General features: G+C 66.7%; 17 protein-coding genes and 1 tRNA gene. 8 read left to right on the top strand and 10 right to left on the bottom strand.

The features are described from left to right. Positions 1 to 32: 32 nt before the first annotated feature. Positions 33 to 848, top strand: coding sequence for a TIGR03620 family F420-dependent LLM class oxidoreductase (locus AB0E69_RS13525; RefSeq protein ID WP_360143841.1), 816 nt, complete (start codon positions 33 to 35; stop codon positions 846 to 848). On the opposite strand, the gene AB0E69_RS13520 is transcribed toward AB0E69_RS13525, so the two are convergent. Continuing rightward, positions 825 to 1,346, bottom strand: a complete 522-nt coding sequence (locus AB0E69_RS13520; protein ID WP_360143838.1) for a GNAT family N-acetyltransferase — start codon at positions 1,344 to 1,346, stop codon at positions 825 to 827. The two genes, AB0E69_RS13525 and AB0E69_RS13520, sit on opposite strands and share 24 nt — an antisense overlap. Before the next feature lie 60 nt (positions 1,347 to 1,406). Here AB0E69_RS13520 and AB0E69_RS13515 point away from each other — a divergent pair. Beyond that, positions 1,407 to 1,494, top strand: a tRNA-Ser gene (locus AB0E69_RS13515). 217 nt (positions 1,495 to 1,711) lie between these two features. On the opposite strand, the gene AB0E69_RS13510 is transcribed toward AB0E69_RS13515, so the two are convergent. From AB0E69_RS13510 to AB0E69_RS13495, 4 genes are all read right to left on the bottom strand, one after another. After that, a complete protein-coding gene (locus AB0E69_RS13510; RefSeq protein ID WP_360143835.1) occupies positions 1,712 to 2,269 on the bottom strand; it encodes a hypothetical protein in 558 nt (185 codons plus the stop codon). A 20-nt stretch (positions 2,270 to 2,289) separates the two neighbouring features. Next, entirely contained in the window at positions 2,290 to 3,219 is a 930-nt protein-coding gene (locus tag AB0E69_RS13505; protein WP_360143832.1) for a hypothetical protein, read from the bottom strand. A gap of 242 nt (positions 3,220 to 3,461) precedes the next feature. Beyond that, positions 3,462 to 4,733, bottom strand: a complete 1,272-nt coding sequence (locus tag AB0E69_RS13500; RefSeq protein ID WP_360143829.1) for a hypothetical protein — start codon at positions 4,731 to 4,733, stop codon at positions 3,462 to 3,464. A gap of 37 nt (positions 4,734 to 4,770) precedes the next feature. Then, complete coding sequence (locus AB0E69_RS13495; RefSeq protein ID WP_360143826.1) at positions 4,771 to 5,643, bottom strand: class I SAM-dependent methyltransferase; 873 nt, start codon at positions 5,641 to 5,643, stop codon at positions 4,771 to 4,773. 106 nt (positions 5,644 to 5,749) lie between these two features. On the opposite strand from AB0E69_RS13495, the gene AB0E69_RS13490 reads away from it, so the two are divergent. Both AB0E69_RS13490 and AB0E69_RS13485 read left to right on the top strand, forming a co-directional pair. After that, a complete protein-coding gene (locus tag AB0E69_RS13490) occupies positions 5,750 to 6,490 on the top strand; it encodes a class I SAM-dependent methyltransferase (protein WP_360143823.1) in 741 nt (246 codons plus the stop codon). Between the two features lie 12 nt (positions 6,491 to 6,502). After that, entirely contained in the window at positions 6,503 to 7,036 is a 534-nt protein-coding gene (locus AB0E69_RS13485; RefSeq protein WP_360143820.1) for a TetR/AcrR family transcriptional regulator, read from the top strand. Positions 7,037 to 7,286: 250 nt separating this feature from the next. On the opposite strand, the gene AB0E69_RS13480 is transcribed toward AB0E69_RS13485, so the two are convergent. The 4 genes from AB0E69_RS13480 to AB0E69_RS13465 all read right to left on the bottom strand — a co-directional run bounded on the left by AB0E69_RS13480 (position 7,287) and on the right by AB0E69_RS13465 (position 11,814). Further along, positions 7,287 to 8,213: a carbohydrate ABC transporter permease gene (locus AB0E69_RS13480; protein ID WP_360143817.1), complete on the bottom strand. Its 927-nt coding sequence runs from the start codon at positions 8,211 to 8,213 to the stop codon at positions 7,287 to 7,289. After that, the gene (locus AB0E69_RS13475) at positions 8,206 to 9,144 is read right to left on the bottom strand and encodes a sugar ABC transporter permease (RefSeq protein ID WP_360143814.1); all 939 of its coding nucleotides are present in this window, start codon (positions 9,142 to 9,144) and stop codon (positions 8,206 to 8,208) included. The genes AB0E69_RS13480 and AB0E69_RS13475 overlap by 8 nt, the downstream gene beginning before the upstream one ends. After that, positions 9,141 to 10,415: an extracellular solute-binding protein gene (locus tag AB0E69_RS13470; protein WP_360143811.1), complete on the bottom strand. Its 1,275-nt coding sequence runs from the start codon at positions 10,413 to 10,415 to the stop codon at positions 9,141 to 9,143. The genes AB0E69_RS13475 and AB0E69_RS13470 overlap by 4 nt, the downstream gene beginning before the upstream one ends. Positions 10,416 to 10,731: 316 nt before the next feature. After that, a complete protein-coding gene (locus tag AB0E69_RS13465) occupies positions 10,732 to 11,814 on the bottom strand; it encodes a substrate-binding domain-containing protein (RefSeq protein ID WP_360143808.1) in 1,083 nt (360 codons plus the stop codon). Positions 11,815 to 11,888: 74 nt separating this feature from the next. Here AB0E69_RS13465 and AB0E69_RS13460 point away from each other — a divergent pair, with 74 nt between their 5' ends. Beyond that, positions 11,889 to 12,506: a DUF624 domain-containing protein gene (locus AB0E69_RS13460; protein WP_360143805.1), complete on the top strand. Its 618-nt coding sequence runs from the start codon at positions 11,889 to 11,891 to the stop codon at positions 12,504 to 12,506. A gap of 62 nt (positions 12,507 to 12,568) precedes the next feature. After that, entirely contained in the window at positions 12,569 to 14,062 is a 1,494-nt protein-coding gene (locus tag AB0E69_RS13455) for a DHA2 family efflux MFS transporter permease subunit (protein ID WP_360143802.1), read from the top strand. Positions 14,063 to 14,069: 7 nt separating this feature from the next. On the opposite strand, the gene AB0E69_RS13450 is transcribed toward AB0E69_RS13455, so the two are convergent. Further along, the gene (locus AB0E69_RS13450; protein ID WP_360143799.1) at positions 14,070 to 14,501 is read right to left on the bottom strand and encodes a hypothetical protein; all 432 of its coding nucleotides are present in this window, start codon (positions 14,499 to 14,501) and stop codon (positions 14,070 to 14,072) included. A gap of 128 nt (positions 14,502 to 14,629) precedes the next feature. On the opposite strand from AB0E69_RS13450, the gene AB0E69_RS13445 reads away from it, so the two are divergent. Continuing rightward, positions 14,630 to 17,155: a Tex family protein gene (locus AB0E69_RS13445; protein ID WP_360143796.1), complete on the top strand. Its 2,526-nt coding sequence runs from the start codon at positions 14,630 to 14,632 to the stop codon at positions 17,153 to 17,155. A 59-nt stretch (positions 17,156 to 17,214) separates the two neighbouring features. Next, positions 17,215 to 17,754, top strand: a complete 540-nt coding sequence (locus AB0E69_RS13440) for a dihydrofolate reductase family protein (RefSeq protein WP_360143793.1) — start codon at positions 17,215 to 17,217, stop codon at positions 17,752 to 17,754. Positions 17,755 to 17,779 lie beyond the last annotated feature (25 nt).

Below are 17,779 nucleotides of genomic sequence, written 5' to 3'. Positions count from 1 at the left end.
GAGCGAGCCGGGGCGGCTGGCAAGCTAGGGGTGTGACGGATCATCGGTTCGGCCCGTTCGGAATCACCACCGGGCTCGACAGCAGCGCTGACTCGCTAGCGGCGGCGCAGGCCGCGGAGGAGCTCGGCTACCAGGCCATCTGGCTGTCCGGCGGACCACTGCCCGGTCTGCAGACCATCACTGACCTGGTGGGGGCGACCAAGACGATCAAGTTCATCAGCGGCATCTTGTCTGTGACGACGTACCCCGCTGCAGACGTCAGCGCGACGTATGCCGCACTGGAGGCGTCTGCACCGGGCCGGTTCACCGTTGGCCTCGGTGGAGCGCACGGACCCAAGCCGTTCGCCACGCTCAACGCGTACCTCGACGAGCTCGACGTACCGCTGGACCGGCGAGTACTAGCCGCACTAGGCCCGCAGATGCTGACGCTGGCTCGAGACCGCTCCGCCGGCGCCTACCCCTTCCTGGTCAGTGCGGCCTACTGCGCCGAGGCCCGCCAACTGCTGGGTCCAGACAAGCTCCTGGCCGTCAGCCACCTGGTAGTAGTCGAGTCAGACGCCGACCGGGCCCGAGCTATCGCCCGCGACACCATCAGCTTCTTCACCCAGATCCCCGGCTACAACGCCTCTCTGAAACGCCAGGGCTTTACCGACGACGACCAGGCTGCCCTCCCCGACCACATGATCGACGCCCTGGCCGCCTGGGGCACCCCGGCCGACATCAAGGCCAAGCTGACCGACCACCTGACGGCTGGCGCCGACCACGTAGCCATCAACGTGATCACCGGCGTCACCGGCCCGCAGCCGGTCGAGCAGTGGGAGGCTCTAGCTCCGGCCCTGCTCACGTAGCGGCTTCTCGTAGAGCCGGGCGGTGGTCTCGAGCTTGTCGTACCGGTAGGCGCGCTCCTCGCCAGTCGCCGCGAACCCCTGCCGCAGCCAGAACTTGGTAGCGATGTGGGCATTGGTGTCCACCACAGCCAGGCGCAGCTTCTCGATCTCAGGCCACGCAGCGACGTGCTGCTCGACCAGCCGGTACGTCGCTCTACCGTGCCCCAGCCCCTGGTGGTTCCAGCGCACCTGGAGGAGTCCGATGAACGCGGTCCGCTCGTCCGGGTACCCACGGAGCAGGTCGACCACGGCCAGCAGCCGGCCTGCAGTGAACGCCCCCAGGACCACCTTCGCCTGCTCCGGCAGCCCCTCCGGCCGCATCATCAACAGACTCTGCGCATCCGCCGCCCCCGGCGGATACCCGGTGACCCGCTCCGCATACCCCGGATCAGCCTCGATCAGCTCCTGCACCGCCCCGACATCCCCCGCCTCGACCGGCCGCAGCACCAGCTCATCCACACCCCCGACCCTAAACCCCGATTTCCAGAACCCCCGCCCCGTCCCGTATCCTCTCCGCTTGGAGGATTCGCCTAGAGGCCTAGGGCGCACGCTTGGAAAGCGTGTTGGGGGCAACCCCTCACGAGTTCGAATCTCGTATCCTCCGCCACTCCCCCGAGTGAAGAAATCGCAGGCCAGAGCACGATTTCAGCTCCCGGTGATGGACATGAGAAGAGGGCCCGTCGCTTCCGCGACCGGCCCTCTCATCGTTCAGCGTCGCAACGGGGGTCTCAACGATCCCTCAAACGGGATCCAGCGGACGCTCCGTCGTGCTTGCTCCATGGCCAACCCACAGGCCGTCGGCCGGAGCGTACCGGCTGTCTGTCTCAGCCAACTGCCTTGCCTTTGCCCGCCCACCGTGGGTTGAGATCCGGTGCCGAAGCGTGCACTTGATCCGTTTGGTCGCGATCAGTTAGGGCCATGAGTCGATCGAAGAGCCAGGCGAGCCGAACAAACCGAGCGATCGCCAGCAATACGGCGAACTCAAGGATCACGAGACCTAGGCGCCGGCTAGCGACGGCGTGGACCAGAAGCCCAGCGATGGATAGCAGCGCAGCCACGACCGTACCGACGAAGACTGCCCGCCAGTTGCGGCGCAGCTGAACCGAGTTGGCGCGCTTCGCAGCTACGGCTCTCTGCCCGCTTGCACCCATATAGACGGAGATTGCCACGGCACCCAAGCCCCCAATGATCGCGACGAGGCCCGCAACGCCGCCGTACACCGCTGAGGCGAGGTCAGGCTCATAAAGCCTCAACGTCACCCATCGATACGATGCCCAGCCGAACCGCACGTGCGCCGCTGTCACGACAGCAGCGAACCCCAAGTCGACCACCGGCCGCTCAGAAATCCACCCCGTCACCGACGCAGCAATACTCCCCGCCACTCCACCATCCTTGCTCTCTGTCACCCCAGATCGGCGATGAGCCGGAGATCGGACTCATACTCGTCCGCTGCGTTCAGGATGGCACGCGCTGCCCCCGCGATCCGGATCGACTTGCCTTCTTCATCGATCGCCGGAACTCGACGCTTCGCGGTGATGTGATGCTCGACGAGCTCCGCCAGCTGCGCCTTCCCCTCGACGTCCGTGTCGCCAAAGATCAGTCCAGCCCGCGCAACGTCTGCACTTCCCGGGACGACGTCCGACAGTTCATTGAGATCGTTCAACAAGGCAATTCGATCCTCATGCCTGGATTTGCCACGCGGCACAGATATGCGGAGCTGAACACGGACATCCCCGTAGTCCTCACTCAGTTTCCGAAGCGCATTCGCGAGACGCCCGGTCTTACCGGCCAATGCCGCAGCCTTGGACTGCCCAAGCCGTATTTCGAGCGTCGTAATCCCGGTTGCACGCTTCAGTTTCTCAATCGCGGCCTGCACCAAGACGGGCCGAACAACGAGCAGTGCGCTACTGAACGGCTTCATGCCGTTCAGCCAGTTCTGAAGAGCCTTGTGGCTCGGCGATGCGGGTGCGCCTTGAATCATTCCCACTAAATTTCCATATCCGAGAAAACACGCGACGCTCGTATCTAAATAGCCCTCATTGGCTTGCTGTTCAATGTCTTCGAACTGTTCGGTTTCAAAGTTGACACGACTCAACCATTCGCCTGGATCTTTGACCCGATGGACTAGCAAATGATATTGGTCATCGAGTGGGTAGGTCTGGCCAATGATCTGACGATCACTCTCCATGGTTCGCTCAGCGAGCGATGCGCCTGCGACGCCCGAAAGGAAGCCTTCCCAATTAGCTTGCTCGAACCGCACTTGCTCGCCAGATTCCTCCACCACGACCTCATAGAAACCGACAGTACGTTCCTTCATTACCTGCTTGGCCACAAGCCCCCCTCAGTTGAACACCTCAACGCACGATGCTTGAACAGTTGGTGAACTGTGCGCATCCCCTCCGTATCGAACCAGAGCAACTCCGAGTAGCCCAGATCCCAGCTAGTCACGTTTCCGTCAAGCTAGTTGACGCTAGGTGACACCAGGTCAGCGGCTTTCGCAGGCGGTTCCCGGTTCGGAGGCCGCCCTTCTGTCCGTTGTCGGGGCCGTCGCCGGGACACAATCTGGGGCTTGGGTTAGGAGGACCAGGTGGTGGCGATGCGGGTTGCCAGGGCGGGGGCTGGGGACGGCGGGGTGTAGTGGCCGTTGGTGATTTTGCCGAGGGGTTTTATGTCTAGGGAGTCGGGGTCGGGGGAGGTGTAGAGGTTGAGGGGGGTGAGGGTTTTGGTGGCGGCGTGGGCGGCGGTCAGGTCTTGGTTGGTGATGGTTTCGGCCAGGACCAGGTTGCTGAACGAGTCGCCTACCTGGACTTTGACTACGCCTGCGTTGTCGGCGAGGGCGCTGTGGACTCGGTAGGCGGTGCTGTCGTCGGAGGTCCAGCCCTCGAAGACCCAGTTGCCCTCTCGGCCGACGTACTTGGAGCGGTGGCGGACCAGGTCGACGCGGAGGGCTGGGCCGGAGCCCAGTTGTTTGACGACGGCGACGTACGCAGCGCCGGTTCGTACGGTGATCTGGTGGGGGCCAACGGTGGCCAGGTCCAGCCGGGCGACGCCGGGGATCTTGTCGAGAGTTGCGGTCAGCCGGCGGACAGCGGGGGTGAAGGCGGTCGCGAACTCCGCGGCTGGGGCTCGGGCCGGGCCCCAGCCGAGCTCCAGCTTGCCGAAGCCCGACGGCAGGTGAGCCAGGAGCGCGTCCAGCGAGATATCACGAGCAGCGAAGTACACGCCGGCCTGCTTGTTGGAGGCGTCGATCCAGCCGGTCAGGCCCGGGTACCGCTTCTGGAGATCGGCGAACTGCTGCGCACCGGGCCGGTCCAGCCGGAAGCCGAGGCTGGGGCTGTCGGTCCATTCGATGACGACCGAGCGGTCCACGGATTCGACGCGGTGGGTACGGCGGCCGTCCTCGGTCGGTGACACCTGGTCGAAGCCAAGGGCGACCGCTGCCGCGTCAACGGCCGGCGTAGTGATGACCAGGCCGGACGAGCCGTACGTCGACTTGAGCGCGCGGCCGTCCTGACGGAGCCAAAGGGTTCGGTCGAGGTCCTGGTCTACCTTGCTGGTTGGTGCCGGGTAGATGCGCGCCCGGAAGGCGTCGACGGCCAGCTCGACAGCGTCGTAGTACCCCTTGACGTGGCCACCCAACTCCCGCTTGAGCTTGTCGACCAGCGAGCGCACCTGGTCGTCCGGCAGCCGTTGGGTCAGCGTCAGCACGTACTTGCCGTCGACCAGCGACGCCTTCTCGACGCCGTCAAGCGACCCCAGCCACTCCAGTGGCGCCTGCCGGCTGCAGCCGCTCAGCAGGACCACGCCGGCGGCCAGAGTCACGAAGGCACGACGACTGACAACCATGCCGGCGATTGTCCCGAGCAAGCGGGTCAGCGCCAGTTCAGTCCTGGCGTACGGCGATGACTCGCATCGACCCGCTCGTCACCCGGATGCGCCGCTCGCGCAACAGACGCGACCGCTCCACCGGTGGCACGATGCGGGACACCGGTTGCAGCAGCTCCCGCACCCGCGACGCCACGAACGGCAGCGCGTAGTACTGATACGCACTGTCCACCGCACTCACCGAGAACCCGGATCGCTTCAGCAGTTCGGTAATCGTCCCCGGGCTGTAGTAGCTGACGTGTTCGGGGATCTTGTACGAGACCCACCGCTTGCCGGACGCCTTCGACAGCAGGCTCTCCACGTTCGGCGTCACCATCACGATCAGGCCGCCCGGGCGGAGCAGTTTTGCTGCCTGCTCAAGGAACTCGCCGGGTGCCGTGATGTGCTCGATGAGGTGCGAGCCAAAGATGACGTCGTACTGCTCGTCCTGGATCTCCGGTACCTCGTCCAGCAGGCCACAGAAGACGCGGTTCGGGAGGCGCTCGGAGGCCCACTTCACCGCAGCGGGTGACAGGTCGATGCCGTAGGCGTCGTAGCCGGCGTCCACCGCGCAGCGCAGGAAGTAGCCGTAACCGCAGCCGACCTCCAGGACCTTGCCGGTCGGCACGAACTCCTTGATCCGGCGCACGTCCTCGCGGAACGTCGAGAGGTACTCCGACTCCTGGCTCTCGTACTCCGAGTAGCCGGAACCCTCGCCGTCGAAGTACGCCTCCGTCTCGTAGAGAGCCCTGAGCGTCTCCGGCGAAGGTGTCGGCATCAGCTGCACCAGACCGCACCCTGGGCAGTCCGCGATGCCGTAGCCGTCCTTCTCGAAGCGTCGCCGGAACGGTCCGGGCGACGAACACAGAATGCATACCGACTCGTCACGCATGGCAAGTAGTCCCCCACTCGGTGAGACCCGCGAATGTAATTGACAAAGGAGTCACCGGGCAATGATTTCAGTGGAACCCGAGACATCGAGGTGGTCAGATTGCCCGATGAACAGCAATCGGGCGGTCTGGGAACAAGCATCGACCAAGCACATCCGCGAGTACGACGACCTGCTGGCCCAGGCCCGCGGTAACGGGTTGCTGTTCCCCAGGGAGCTCCAGCTGCTCGAGCCCGTACTCAGGACGCGGCCCACAGTAGTGCATTTCCAGAGCGGACACGGGCTGGACGATGTAGGGCTCATCAAGGCCGGCGCCAAACGAGTAGTGGGCGTCGATTACAGCTCAGTGGCAGCAGGGGCCGCGCAGCGGCGAGCGGTCGAGCTAGGGGTCAGCTGTCGGTACGTCGTAGCCGAGGTGCCCGGCGTACCGCTGCGGGACGGCTGTGCGGACCTTGTATACACGGGCAAAGGCGCACTGATCTGGATGCGCGACATCGACGTATGGGCGCTCGACGCCAAGCGGGTACTGCGGCCAGGTGGTTCGCTGTTCGTCTACGAGAGCCACCCAGCTGTCCCGTTGTGGACCTGGGACGCCGACGAGCCACGGATCCGCCCCGACCGCAGCTACTTCGCCCGCACGCATATCAACGACACCTTCCCGGCCAACGGCGCCCAGGAGTGGCAGTGGACCCTCGGCCAGATCGTCACGGCGATCGTCAACGCGGGCCTGGAGCTCCAGGTGCTCGAGGAGTACGCCGAACCCTTCTGGCGGCCCGAGGACGACACCAACGCCGCAGCCTGGTCCGGCCGGTTGCCGAACGCCTACGCACTTCTGGCGCAACGACCGTAGACAATGGCACCCGTGGGACTGGCAGACCGGCTCGTCGAGACCGGGGTCGAACTCCTCGAGGAGGACGGCCTCGGCAACCTCACCCTGCGCGCGATCGCCCGCCGCGCCGGCGTCTCCCACGGCGCACCCAGGCGGTACTTCGCCACCCACAACGCCCTGCTGGCAGCAATTGCCGCGACTGGCCTGGCCGACCTCAACAACCGGCTCGAGCCGACCGCGGAAGAGCCGGAGGACCTGCTGATCGAGGCGGCCGAGCGCTACCTGCAGTTCGCCGAGGACCGTCCGGAGATGTTCACCCTGCTCTTCCGCCACGACCTGCTGGCCGGTGCCGGAGGCAACCTGCGCGCGACCTCGCTCCCGCTCTTCCAGACGTTCGTCGACGCCATCGCCCGGCAGCACCCTGAAGACGCCCAGCTCAGAGCCACCGCTCTCTGGACCAACATCCACGGCCTGGCCACGCTCCGCGCCACGAACGCGCTGAGCCTCCTGGGTACGACGGACCTCACGCCCGTCATCCACCACGTCGTACGGGCGCACCTCGGCTAGCTCCCGCATCGAGGGTCAGCGCCGCGACCGGTACCCAGCGTTATCGGATGATCGCAAAACGCGCAATGATCACAGGAAGCAGCGAAAAAACCTCACGAACGCTGTAACGGTCAGCGCACTGTGCCGATAAACGGGTGAGCGACCCAGCGGGGGGCCGAGTGGGGAGCTCCGGTGCTTCTTCGGGACCACCGTTTGTGGAGGGGGCCTCGCAGGTGCTCACCCGGGGCGGGGTGAGCACCTGTTCGAGGATCTAGCCCTTGATCCCGACGTTCGCCATTCCTTCGACGAACCGTTTCTGCGCGAAGACGAACAATACGATCATCGGCAGCGTCGCCAGGGCGGTGCCAGCCATCAGGTAGGGCCATTGGATCTCGGCCGGGTTCTGGGAGAAGATCGCCAGCCCCAGCTGCAGCGGCCGCATCGAGTCCGACGTGGTGATCATCAGCGGCCAGAGGAACCCGTTCCAGGCCGCCTCGATCTGGAACACCGCGATCGTGATCAGGGCCGGCTTGATCAGCGGCGTCATGATCCGCAGGAAGATCCCGAACTCGCTCAGCCCGTCCACCCGGGCCGCCTGGGCCAGCTCTTCCGGCAGCGACACGTAGAACTGCCGGGCCAGGAACGTGAACAGCGGCGCCGCGCCGAGCGGGATGATCAGGCCCCACCACGAGTTCAACCAGCCGATGCCGCCGTGGCCGACGATGTTGTTGCCGCCGAACAGCGGGATCGACTTCACGATCATGAACAGCGGCACCAGGATGATCTGGAACGGCACCAGCAGCAGCACGATGAAGTAGTTCAGCAGCGTCTTGCCGCCCCGGATCGGCGCCTTGGCCAGCGCGTACCCGGCCATTGTGCAGACCACGAGCGTGAACGCGGTCTCGCCGACCGCGATGAACAGGCTGTTCCGGAAGTACCGCAGGAACGGAGCGGTGTTCATCGCCTCGACGAAGTTGTGCCAGCGCAGCTCCCCCGGCAGCCAGGAGAACTGCTGCACCTCGAGGTCGCTCTTGAACGATGTCAGCAGCATCCACAGGAACGGCGTGATCATCAGCAGCGCGCCGATGATCAGTACGACGTACAGGATGATCCGGCCCGGCCGGAGCGCCGACGGCCGGCCGCTCGACGCCGTACCCGACGACGCCGTACCGGCCGAAGGCAACGCAGCGCTAGTCATTGGTGTCCGCCTTCTGCAGGAAGCGCCCGACCCCGATGAAGACCGCGATGACGATCATCATGATCACGGTCTCGGCGGACGCGTAGCCGAGTTTCAGGTCCTGGAACGCGTTCTGGTAGATGTCCAGCACCAGGACGCGGGTATCACTGCCGGGTCCACCGCGGGTCATCACGTAGACCAGGTCGAAGACCTGGAAGGTGCCGACGATCGACGTGATCAACACGAAGAACTGCACCGGGCCGAGCGCCGGCCAGGTGACATTGACGAACCGTTGCCAGCGGCTCGCGCCGTCCAGGTCGGCCGACTCGAGCAGGTCGCGGGAGACGCCCTGCAGCGCGGCCAGGTAGATGATGATCTTGGTACCGAGGCCCTGCCAGATCCCGACCACCATCAGCGACGGCAGCGCGGTCGCCGGGTCGGCCAGCCAGCGGTTGGGCGCGAACCCGAACAGGCCGAGGAAGCCGTTCGCCAGGCCGGAGCCCGGGTTGTAGATCCACAGCCAGATGGTGGCGATGGCCACCGTCGCGGTCACCGTCGGGATGTAGAACGCGGTCCGGAAGAAGCCGAGGCCGTGGATCTTCTGGTTCAGCCCGACCGCGACCGCGAGGGCGATCGCCATCGAGATCGGGATCACCACGATCGCGTACAGAACCGTGTGCCACAGCGAGGCCAGGAAGTCGACGTCGCGGAACAGCTCGGAGTAGTTGCCGAGGCCGACCCAGGACCAGGTGTCACCGAAGCTGTAGTTGGTCAGGCTGAGGACCAGGACCGCGACTACCGGGATGACGATGAAGATGCCGGAGTGCAGCAGCGCCGGTGCGAGCAAGGCCCACCCGGTGCGCTTCTGGCTCTTGAGCAGCGTGCCGGTGTCCTTGGCCGTCGCGACCTTGCGCGTGGTGTCCAGTGCTGGACGTTCAAGAGTTGTGCTCATCGGGACTGTCCTGCCAGGTTGTGCAGCACCTTGGCGGGATCCTTCTGACCGAGGACCGCCTGGGTGAGCTGGATGTCGAAGTTGCCGCGCATCTCGAGCCAGTTGGACGGCACCTCGTTCTCGTTCGCGGCGTACTGCAGGCCGTTCGCGGTGAAGTGGCTCAACGGGTTCGACTGCGCCTGCGGCGAGTTGCCGGCGTCCTTGTAGGCCGGGATCTTCTTGTTCAGCTTGGCGATCGCGTCGAGGGTCGGCTTGTTGACCATGGTCTGGATGAAGGTCCAGGCCGCGTCCTTGTGGTGGCTCCGGGACCCGATCGAGGCCAGGTCACCCCCGACGTACTCGATCTCCTTGCCGCTGTTGAAGCGGAAGAACTTCAGGTCGTCGCAGTTCTTCTTGCCGATGCCCTTGTCCGAGCAGTCGATCGCGCCGTTGACGATGCCCATCGCGGCCTCACCAGTCAACACCAGTGGCTGCTGGGCCGCGTTGGTCTGCCCGTACGGCTGGACGTGGTTGATCATCGACTTGATCCACAGCAACGTGTCCAGGCCGGCCTTGTTGTCGAAGTTCGGTTCGCCGCCGACGTACAGCGGCGTACCGGTCGAGGCCAGGAAGGTGGTGAACGACTGCCGGAAGCCGGTGGCCGACGCGAGGTCGAAACCGCTCCGGGTGATATTGCCGTTCTTGTCCCGCTTGGTCAGCTTCTCGGCCGCGACCTTGATCTCGGCCAGCGACGTCGGTGGCTTGTCCGGGTCGAGACCGGCCTCGACGAACGCGCTCTTGCGGAGCGCGACCGCGCGGGCGTCGGCGAGCAGCGGGTACGCGTACAGCTTCTGGTTGTACGTGACCGCCGGAATCAGCGCCGGGGTGCTCTTCTGCTTGATGAAGTCCGGCGTCACGCCGTACTTGCCCAGGTCCTCGAAGATGTTCTTGGAGGCGAACGGCTGGACCCAGCCGACACCGGTCACCATGACGTCGTACGGGATCCCGGCGGCGATCGAGGTGGCCAGCTTCTCGTTCAGGTTGTTGTACGTCGCGAAGTCCGGCTCGACCTTCATCTTCGGATAGGTCTGGTGGAACTCGTCGACGACGTGCTGGAACGCGTCCCGGCCCTTGGTACTGGGCGGGAACGACGGGATCAGCACCCGCAGCGTCCCGGTCGCCTCGGCCGGCGGCACGCCGTCCGTGCTCTTGTCGATCACCCCGTTGCCACAGCTGCTGACCACAACGCCGATCGCTGCGGCCAGCAGAGTCAGTCCCACACCACGTCTCACAGGGGTACTCCTTCGCTGACTGTTCAGCCGGGGTCAACGACCCCACCCAAGTGCAGCGAAGGTATGGGAAAGGGCTTTCCTCGTCAATACCTCATAGCTCGAATGATCACATTCGATCAGGATCGGAACCGAAGCAATCAAAGTTCCGACCGACGGATCGCCAGGGCCGGGTCAGGACCGGGTCAGGACCAGGTTCGGGGCGGGTTCGGGGCCGGGTTCAGAGCCGGGCTGGGGCCGAGTTCCGGCCGGAGCCGGGTTCAGGGCCGGGTTCAGGGCCGGGTTCGGACCGGAGCCGGGTTCGGAGCCGGGGCTGGGTTCAGAGCCGGGTTCGGGCCGGCTCGAGGGCGCGGTCCGCGGTGCCGCAGGAGGTGCGGATGCTCAGGGTCGGGAGGAGGCTGAGGTGCTGGGTCGGCGCGTGCGGTGCCTGCAGCCGGCGGAGGAGAAGATCGCACGCGGTCTCGCCAAGCGCGCGGCGGTCGGGGCGAATCGCGGTCAGCGGTACGACGGCCAGCGCGGCGGTCACGTCGTTGTACGCGATCACGGCAAGGTCCTCGGGGACCCGCATCCCGCGGTCCAGGGCGCGTTCGACCAGGCGGGCGCCGTGCTCGTCGGAGTGGACCAGGACGGCCTTGAGCCTGAACGAGCGACACTCGTCGAGGAACGCGTCCAGCTGGGCGATGCCACCGGGGTCGTCGCCGCGCATCGGCAGCTCGGTACCGGACAGGTACACGTCGACGTCCAGAGCCTTGGCCGCCGACTCGACGCCGCTGCGCAGCCAGTACGCCGTCACCGTCGGCGCCAGGCTGATCGCGATCCGTCGATGACCGAGCGATACGAAATGCCGCAAAGCGATCATCGCGCCGAACATATGATCAGTGCGAACATAATCGATCTCGCGCTCGACGTGCGGGAACGAGAACGCCCGCTCCATCAGCACGACCGGTACGTCGATCTCGTCCAGCCGGTTGTCGAGCCGGCCCGCGTCGCCGTCGCCGAGCGCCGTGCTGATCAGCAGGCCGGCCACGCCGATCCCGAGGACCTTGTCGATCCGCTCCCGCTCGGTGGCCACGTCGTACCCGGAGACGCCGAGCACGAGACGGGCTCCGTACCGGTCGGCCATCGCCTCGGCGCCGCGGATCACGTCGGAGTAGTACGTCGCCGCACTCGGTACGACGATGCCGATCGTGAGCCCGCTGCCCGGACCGTCGGAGCCGACCGGGCTGGTCCCGAGCGCGCCGCCGTGCACGCGACGGAGCAGGCCGGCCGAATCCAGTTCCGCCAGGTCCCGGCGTACTGTGATCGCGGAGACGCCGAGCTCGGCGACCAGGTCGGCCACCCGGAGCCGGCCGTGCCGGCGCAGGCTCCGCAAGATCAGCTCGTGGCGCTCTGGTGCAAGCATGCATATCCCCTGGTTGAGTGATTGTTTGTGATCATACGATCAAGACCGGTCCGTACGGAACGAGGAGGCGATCGGTGCAGAACGCCGGCCGGACGAACGCGGTGCTGTCGAAGTTGTCGGTGGTCGGTGACCTGTTGCTGCTGCAACTGGTCTTCCTGGTGCTCGGGTTCGGCATCGTCACGCTGTTCCCCGCGGCCTTCGCGATGCAGCGGGTGCTGCCGGACGCGATCAGCCAGGAGCGGCCGAGGCTGATGGGGCGCTTCTTCGGCGAGTTCCGCTGGGCGATGAAGCGGTTCTGGCTGTCCGGGTTCGCGCTGTACGTCGGGTCGGTGATGCTGGCGTTCGGTCTCTCGTTCTGGGCGTTCGCGAGCGGTCCGGCGCGGATCTTCGCGCTGGTGGTGCTGATTCCGCTGACCGGGATGATTCTAGGGCTCTACCTGAGTGGGCTCGCTGTTTTTCCACAGGCACCCGAGGACGCCAGTATGAAGACGGTGTTCCGGTCCGCGAACCTGTTCCTGCTCCGCAAGCCGCTGCCGGTCGCGGGCGGGGTCGTCGTACTGCTCACCTGGTTCGCGCTGGCGTCGCAGGTGCCGACGCTGCTCGTTGTCGGGTCCGGCCTGGTGCCCGCGCTGACGGCGTACGCACTGGGTCGAGAGCCTCGGAAAAAAACTTCTGAGGACGTGTCAATCTGAGGTCCTCCAGTTCGACGTAGAGGTGTAAGGCCACTACGACGAACTTCAAGGAGAACCCCGAAATGCACGCGACGACCGACTCCCAGGCGACGACGCCGGCCGCTGCGCCGGGCGGTCGCTCGCGCTGGCTGGCTCTCTACACCCTCTGCGCCGGCATGCTGATGATCGTGCTCGACGTCACCGTGGTGAACGTGGCCCTCCCGGCCATCCAGGACGACCTCGGCTTCACCAGCTCCTCACTGGCGTGGGTTGTGAACGCCTACCTGATCGCCTTCGGCGGTCTGCTCCTGCTGGCCGGCCGCCTCGGCGACCTGCTCGGCCGGCGGAACATCTTCACCGCCGGACTGATCGTTTTCACCGCCGCCTCCGTGCTGTGCGGGCTCGCTCGATCACAAGAGGTTCTGGTGATCGCGCGATTCATCCAGGGTGTCGGCGGCGCACTGACCTCCGCGGTGATCCTGGGCATGATCGTGACGCTGTTCCCCGAGCCGCGGGAGCAGGCGAAGGCGATCGGTATGTTCGCGTTCGTCGCGTCCGCCGGTGGTTCGATCGGTCTGCTCGCCGGTGGCGTGCTGACGCAGGCGATCAGCTGGCACTGGATCTTCTTCGTGAACCTGCCGATCGGTGTCCTGACCGCGCTGCTGTCGGTGAAGGTGATCGAGAAGGACAAGGGCCTGGGCATCGGGCGGGGTACCGACGTACCTGGTGCGGTGCTGATCACCGCCGCGCTGATGGTCGGCGTGTACACGATCGTCAAGCCGGCCGCTGAGCTGGGCTGGACCGCAGGGCAGACGGTGGCGCTGGCTGTGGTGACCCTGGTGCTGCTGGCCGGGTTCATCGTCCGCGAGGCGACCGCCGCCAACCCGCTGGTGCCGCTGCGCATCTTCCGCTCCCGCACGCTGACCGGTGCGAACCTGATCCAGGCACTGTGCAGCTCCGGGATGTTCGGCATCTTCTTCCTCGGGTCGCTGTACCTGCAGCGGGTGCTCGGGTACGACGCCCTGGAGATCGGGCTGGCGTTCCTGCCGACCACCGCGGTGATGGGGCTGCTGTCGATGAAGTACTCCGACAAGCTGGTGATGCGGTTCGGCCCGCGCCGCCCGCTGATCGTCGGACTGGTGCTGATCGCCGTCGGACTGGCGCTGTTCACGCAGGCTCCGGTCGGTGGCAACTACGTCGTCCACGTCCTGCCGGTGCTGGTGCTGCTGGGGCTGGGCGGTGGCATCTGCTTCCCGGCGATCATGGGCCTGTCGATGGCAGACGTGAAGCCGGAGGACGCGGGCCTGGCGTCCGGCCTGATCGGCACCATGGGCGAGGTCGGCGCCGCCCTGGGCCTGGCCGTCCTGGCCACCCTCTCCGCCACCCGCACCGCCTCCGTAAGCGCCACCAAGCCGGCGCTGGAGGCCCTGACCTCCGGCTACCACCTGTCCTTCGCCATCGCAGCAGTGATCGTCGCCGCCGCGGTAGCTATCGCCCTCACCGTGATGCGCCCCGCAAAGGCCACCGCAGAGGTCGAGCCCACCGAGGACGACACCGTCGCCCTCGAGGCCGCCTAACCCCGCTTCACCGAACTCCCCGCGGCCCAGGTGGTCGCGGGGAATTCGTCGTACCAGCGGAGTTGGGATTGCGTCTGCGGCGGAGGGCGGCGGTGAGGGCGAGGACGACGAGTGTCGCCGCGGCTGCGGTGGCGAGGCTGGGGAGGGGATGCAGGACGTTCGTCAGGACGCCGAAGAGCATGGCGGTCAGGATGACGAACATGAAGCAGTTGCCGGCCAGTGGGTGAGCGTTCAGGCGGTTCAGGAACGACTTGTAGCGCGTGGGCGCGATGCCCGCCGGCAGGATGAAGAGGGTGAAGGACGCGGCCAGCGCTATATCGCCCATGGAGCGGGTGCTCGCAGCCTTGGCGATCCAGACCACCGGCAGCAAGACCTGGACCGCGCGCACCGCGCGTGGTGACGGCGCGGCGTGCTCGACGTACTTCGAGAACTGCCCCATTGGTTCTCCCCCCCGAGGCGATGATCGTACGGGAGTTGTCCACAGGGTGGGTGGTGTGGTTTTTGGGGTGGGGGTGGGATGGGGAAGGATGTGGGGCCTGAAGGTTTGGACGTAGAGGGGAAGTACACGTGGTGCTGCAGTCGATCGAGCGGCGGATTGCGGATGAGCTGGAGGTTGGGGAGGGCCAGGTGCGGGCGGCGGTGGGGCTGCTCGACGAAGGGTCCACCGTTCCGTTCATCGCGCGGTACCGCAAAGAGGTCACCGGCGAGCTCGACGACGCGCAGCTGCGGACGCTCGAGGAGCGGCTGCGGTACCTGCGGGAGCTCGAGGAGCGCCGGCAGACCGTGCTGGACTCGATCGAGAGCCAGGGCAAACTGGACGATGCGCTGAAGGAGCAGATCCTCGCCGCGGACACCAAGTCGCGGCTCGAGGACATCTACCTGCCGTTCAAGCCGAAGCGCCGGACCAAGGCGATGATCGCCCGGGAGAACGGGCTCGAGCCGCTCGCGGACGGCCTGATGGCGGACCCGGACGTCGAGCCGTTCGCCGCGGCCGCGGTGTTCGTGAACGCCGAGGTCCCCGACCCGCAGGCCGCGCTCGACGGTGCCCGGGCGATCCTGGTCGAGCGGTTCGCCGAGGACGCGGACCTGATCGGCGAGCTGCGCGAGCGGCTCTGGTCGCAGGGCCGGCTGGCGTCGACGGTGCGCGAGGGCAAGGAGACCGACGGCGCGAAGTTCTCGGACTACTTCGACTTCGACGAGCCGTTCACGAAGATGCCGTCGCACCGGATCCTCGCGCTGTTCCGGGGCGAGAAGGAAGACGTACTCACGGTCTCCGTCGAGCCGCTGCCCGCGGGCGTCGAGGTCGACGGCCCGACGGAGTACGAGACCACCATCGCCCGCAAGGTCGGCATCGAGAATCAGGGCCGCCCGGCCGACAAGTGGCTGGTCGAGACGGTCCGCTGGGCCTGGCGGACGAAGATCCTGGTGCACCTCGGCATCGACCTGCGGATGCGGCTGCGGCAGATCGCCGAGGACGAAGCGATCCGGGTGTTCGCGGCCAACCTGCGCGACCTGCTGCTGGCCGCCCCGGCCGGCACCCGCGCGACCATGGGCCTCGACCCGGGCTTCCGGACCGGCGTGAAGGTCGCCGTCGTGGACGCGACCGGCAAGGTGGTCAACACCGGCGTCATCTACCCGCACGTCCCGCAGAACCAGTGGGACAAGTCGATCGCGACCCTGGCCCAGCTGGCCGCCGCGCACAACGTCGAGCTCATTGCCATCGGCAACGGTACGGCGTCGCGCGAGACCGACAAGCTGGCCGCAGAGCTGATCGCCAAGCACCCGGAGCTCAAGCTCACCAAGGCCGTGGTCAGCGAGGCGGGCGCCTCGGTGTACTCCGCCTCGGCGTTCGCGTCCCAGGAGCTGCCCGGTATGGACGTCTCGCTGCGCGGCGCGGTCTCGATCGCGCGCCGGCTGCAGGACCCGCTGGCCGAGCTGGTGAAGATCGACCCGAAGTCGATCGGCGTCGGGCAGTACCAGCACGACCTCCCGGAGAACTCGCTGTCCCGCTCGCTCGACGCGGTCGTCGAGGACTGTGTGAACGCGGTCGGCGTCGACCTGAACACGGCGTCCGCGCCGCTGCTCACCCGGGTCTCCGGCATCACGCCGGGGTTGGCCGACAACATCGTCCAGCACCGCGACGTGAACGGCCCGTTCAAGAGTCGTACGGCGTTGAAGGAGGTCGCGCGGCTCGGGCCGAAGGCGTTCGAGCAGGCGGCCGGGTTCCTCCGGATCCCCGACGGTGACGACCCGCTGGACGCGTCGAGTGTGCACCCGGAGGCCTACCCCGTCGTACGGCGGATCCTCGACGCGACCGGGTCCGACGTGAAGGCGCTGATCGGGTCGTCGGAGCTGAAGCGGCTGAAGGCGGCGGACTTCGTCGACGACATGTTCGGCCTGCCGACCGTGACGGACATCCTGGCCGAACTGGAGAAGCCGGGGCGGGACCCGCGGCCGGCGTTCAAGACCGCGGTGTTCGCCGACGGGGTGGACAAGATCGCGGACCTGAAGCCGGGGATGCGGTTGGAGGGACAGGTCACGAACGTTGCCGCGTTCGGAGCGTTCATCGACATCGGTGTGCACCAGGACGGGCTCGCGCACGTGTCGGCGCTGTCGAAGAACTTCGTCAAGGACCCGCGCGAGGTGGTCAAGCCGGGCGACATCGTGATGGTGAAGGTGCTCGAGGTCGACATCCCGCGGCAGCGGATCTCGCTGACGCTGCGGCTGGACGACGAGGTCGGCGGCGGGTCACGCGCCGGCGGCGGCCAGGGCAACCGGGGAGCCGGCGGCGGAGGTCAGGGCCAGGGACGCGGCGGCCAAGGAGGCCAGGGCCGTCAGGGCGGTCGCGGTGGTCAGGGCGGCGAGGGTGGCCGCGGGCCTGGTGGCCAAGGCGGACGCGGACCCGGCGGCCAAGGACGTGGGCCGGGCGGCGCAGGCGGTCGCGGCGGTCAAGGTGGTCAGGGCGGCCGTGGTGGCCAGGGCGGTCAAGGCGGTCAGGGTGGGCGCGGCAGTCAGGGTGGCGGCAAGGAGACTCCGATGGACGAGACCTCCCTCGCCGACGCGTTCCGTAAGGCCGGGTTCACGGTCCGCTGATGTCGAGCGGTGCCGATCGGGTCCGACGTACCGGCTGAAACCTGCGAGAGGACAGTTCGATGCGCGACCTGATCGTCACCCAGAACATCACTGTCGACAGCGTCATCGAGGCCGGCGACTGGTTCGGCCCCGCGGACGGCGGGCCCGAAGTACTCGAAGCGCTCCGCGACCAGATGGAACGCGCCGATGCGTTCCTCACCGGCCGCGTCACCTTCGAGCAGCTGCGCGGCTTCTGGCCGGAGCAAACCGACGACGAGAGCGGCGTCTCGGCATACCTCAACCAGGTCCATAAGTACGTCGTGAGCTCCACCCTGCACGACCCGCAGTGGGAGCCCACGACGATCTTGCGCACTCTGGACGACGTACGCCGCCTCAAAACCACCCCGGGCCAGGACATCGTCTGCACCGGCAGCATCACTCTGACGCACGAGCTCATCGCCGCAAACCTGGTAGACGAGTACCGCCTCTTCACCTACCCCACAGTCGCCGGCCCCGGCCAACACCTCTTCCAGGATGGCGTCCCCCGCCCTCTCACCCTCACTACCTGCCGCCAATTCCCCAGCGGCGTAGTCCTCCTCACCTACCGCCCCACCACCTGACGAGACCGCGCCGCTCGAGTAGCTG

Origin of the sequence: Kribbella sp. NPDC026611 (genome assembly GCF_040638345.1) — a bacterium.
Lineage (GTDB): Bacteria > Actinomycetota > Actinomycetes > Propionibacteriales > Kribbellaceae > Kribbella.
Note: the sequence above shows the minus strand (reverse complement) of the source record. Positions and strands in the feature narration are given on the sequence as shown.

Bases quoted from the DNA above. Each gene is read 5' to 3' on its own strand.
- AB0E69_RS13495 (WP_360143826.1), bottom strand. From the start codon at position 5,643: ATGCGTGACGAGTCGGTATGCATTCTGTGTTCGTCGCCCGGACCGTTC.
- AB0E69_RS13465 (WP_360143808.1), bottom strand. From the start codon at position 11,814: ATGCTTGCACCAGAGCGCCACGAGCTGATCTTGCGGAGCCTGCGCCGG.
- AB0E69_RS13480 (WP_360143817.1), bottom strand. From the start codon at position 8,213: ATGACTAGCGCTGCGTTGCCTTCGGCCGGTACGGCGTCGTCGGGTACG.
- AB0E69_RS13455 (WP_360143802.1), top strand. From the start codon at position 12,569: ATGCACGCGACGACCGACTCCCAGGCGACGACGCCGGCCGCTGCGCCG.
- AB0E69_RS13500 (WP_360143829.1), bottom strand. From the start codon at position 4,733: ATGGTTGTCAGTCGTCGTGCCTTCGTGACTCTGGCCGCCGGCGTGGTC.
- AB0E69_RS13490 (WP_360143823.1), top strand. From the start codon at position 5,750: ATGAACAGCAATCGGGCGGTCTGGGAACAAGCATCGACCAAGCACATC.
- AB0E69_RS13475 (WP_360143814.1), bottom strand. From the start codon at position 9,144: ATGAGCACAACTCTTGAACGTCCAGCACTGGACACCACGCGCAAGGTC.
- AB0E69_RS13450 (WP_360143799.1), bottom strand. From the start codon at position 14,501: ATGGGGCAGTTCTCGAAGTACGTCGAGCACGCCGCGCCGTCACCACGC.
- AB0E69_RS13440 (WP_360143793.1), top strand. From the start codon at position 17,215: ATGCGCGACCTGATCGTCACCCAGAACATCACTGTCGACAGCGTCATC.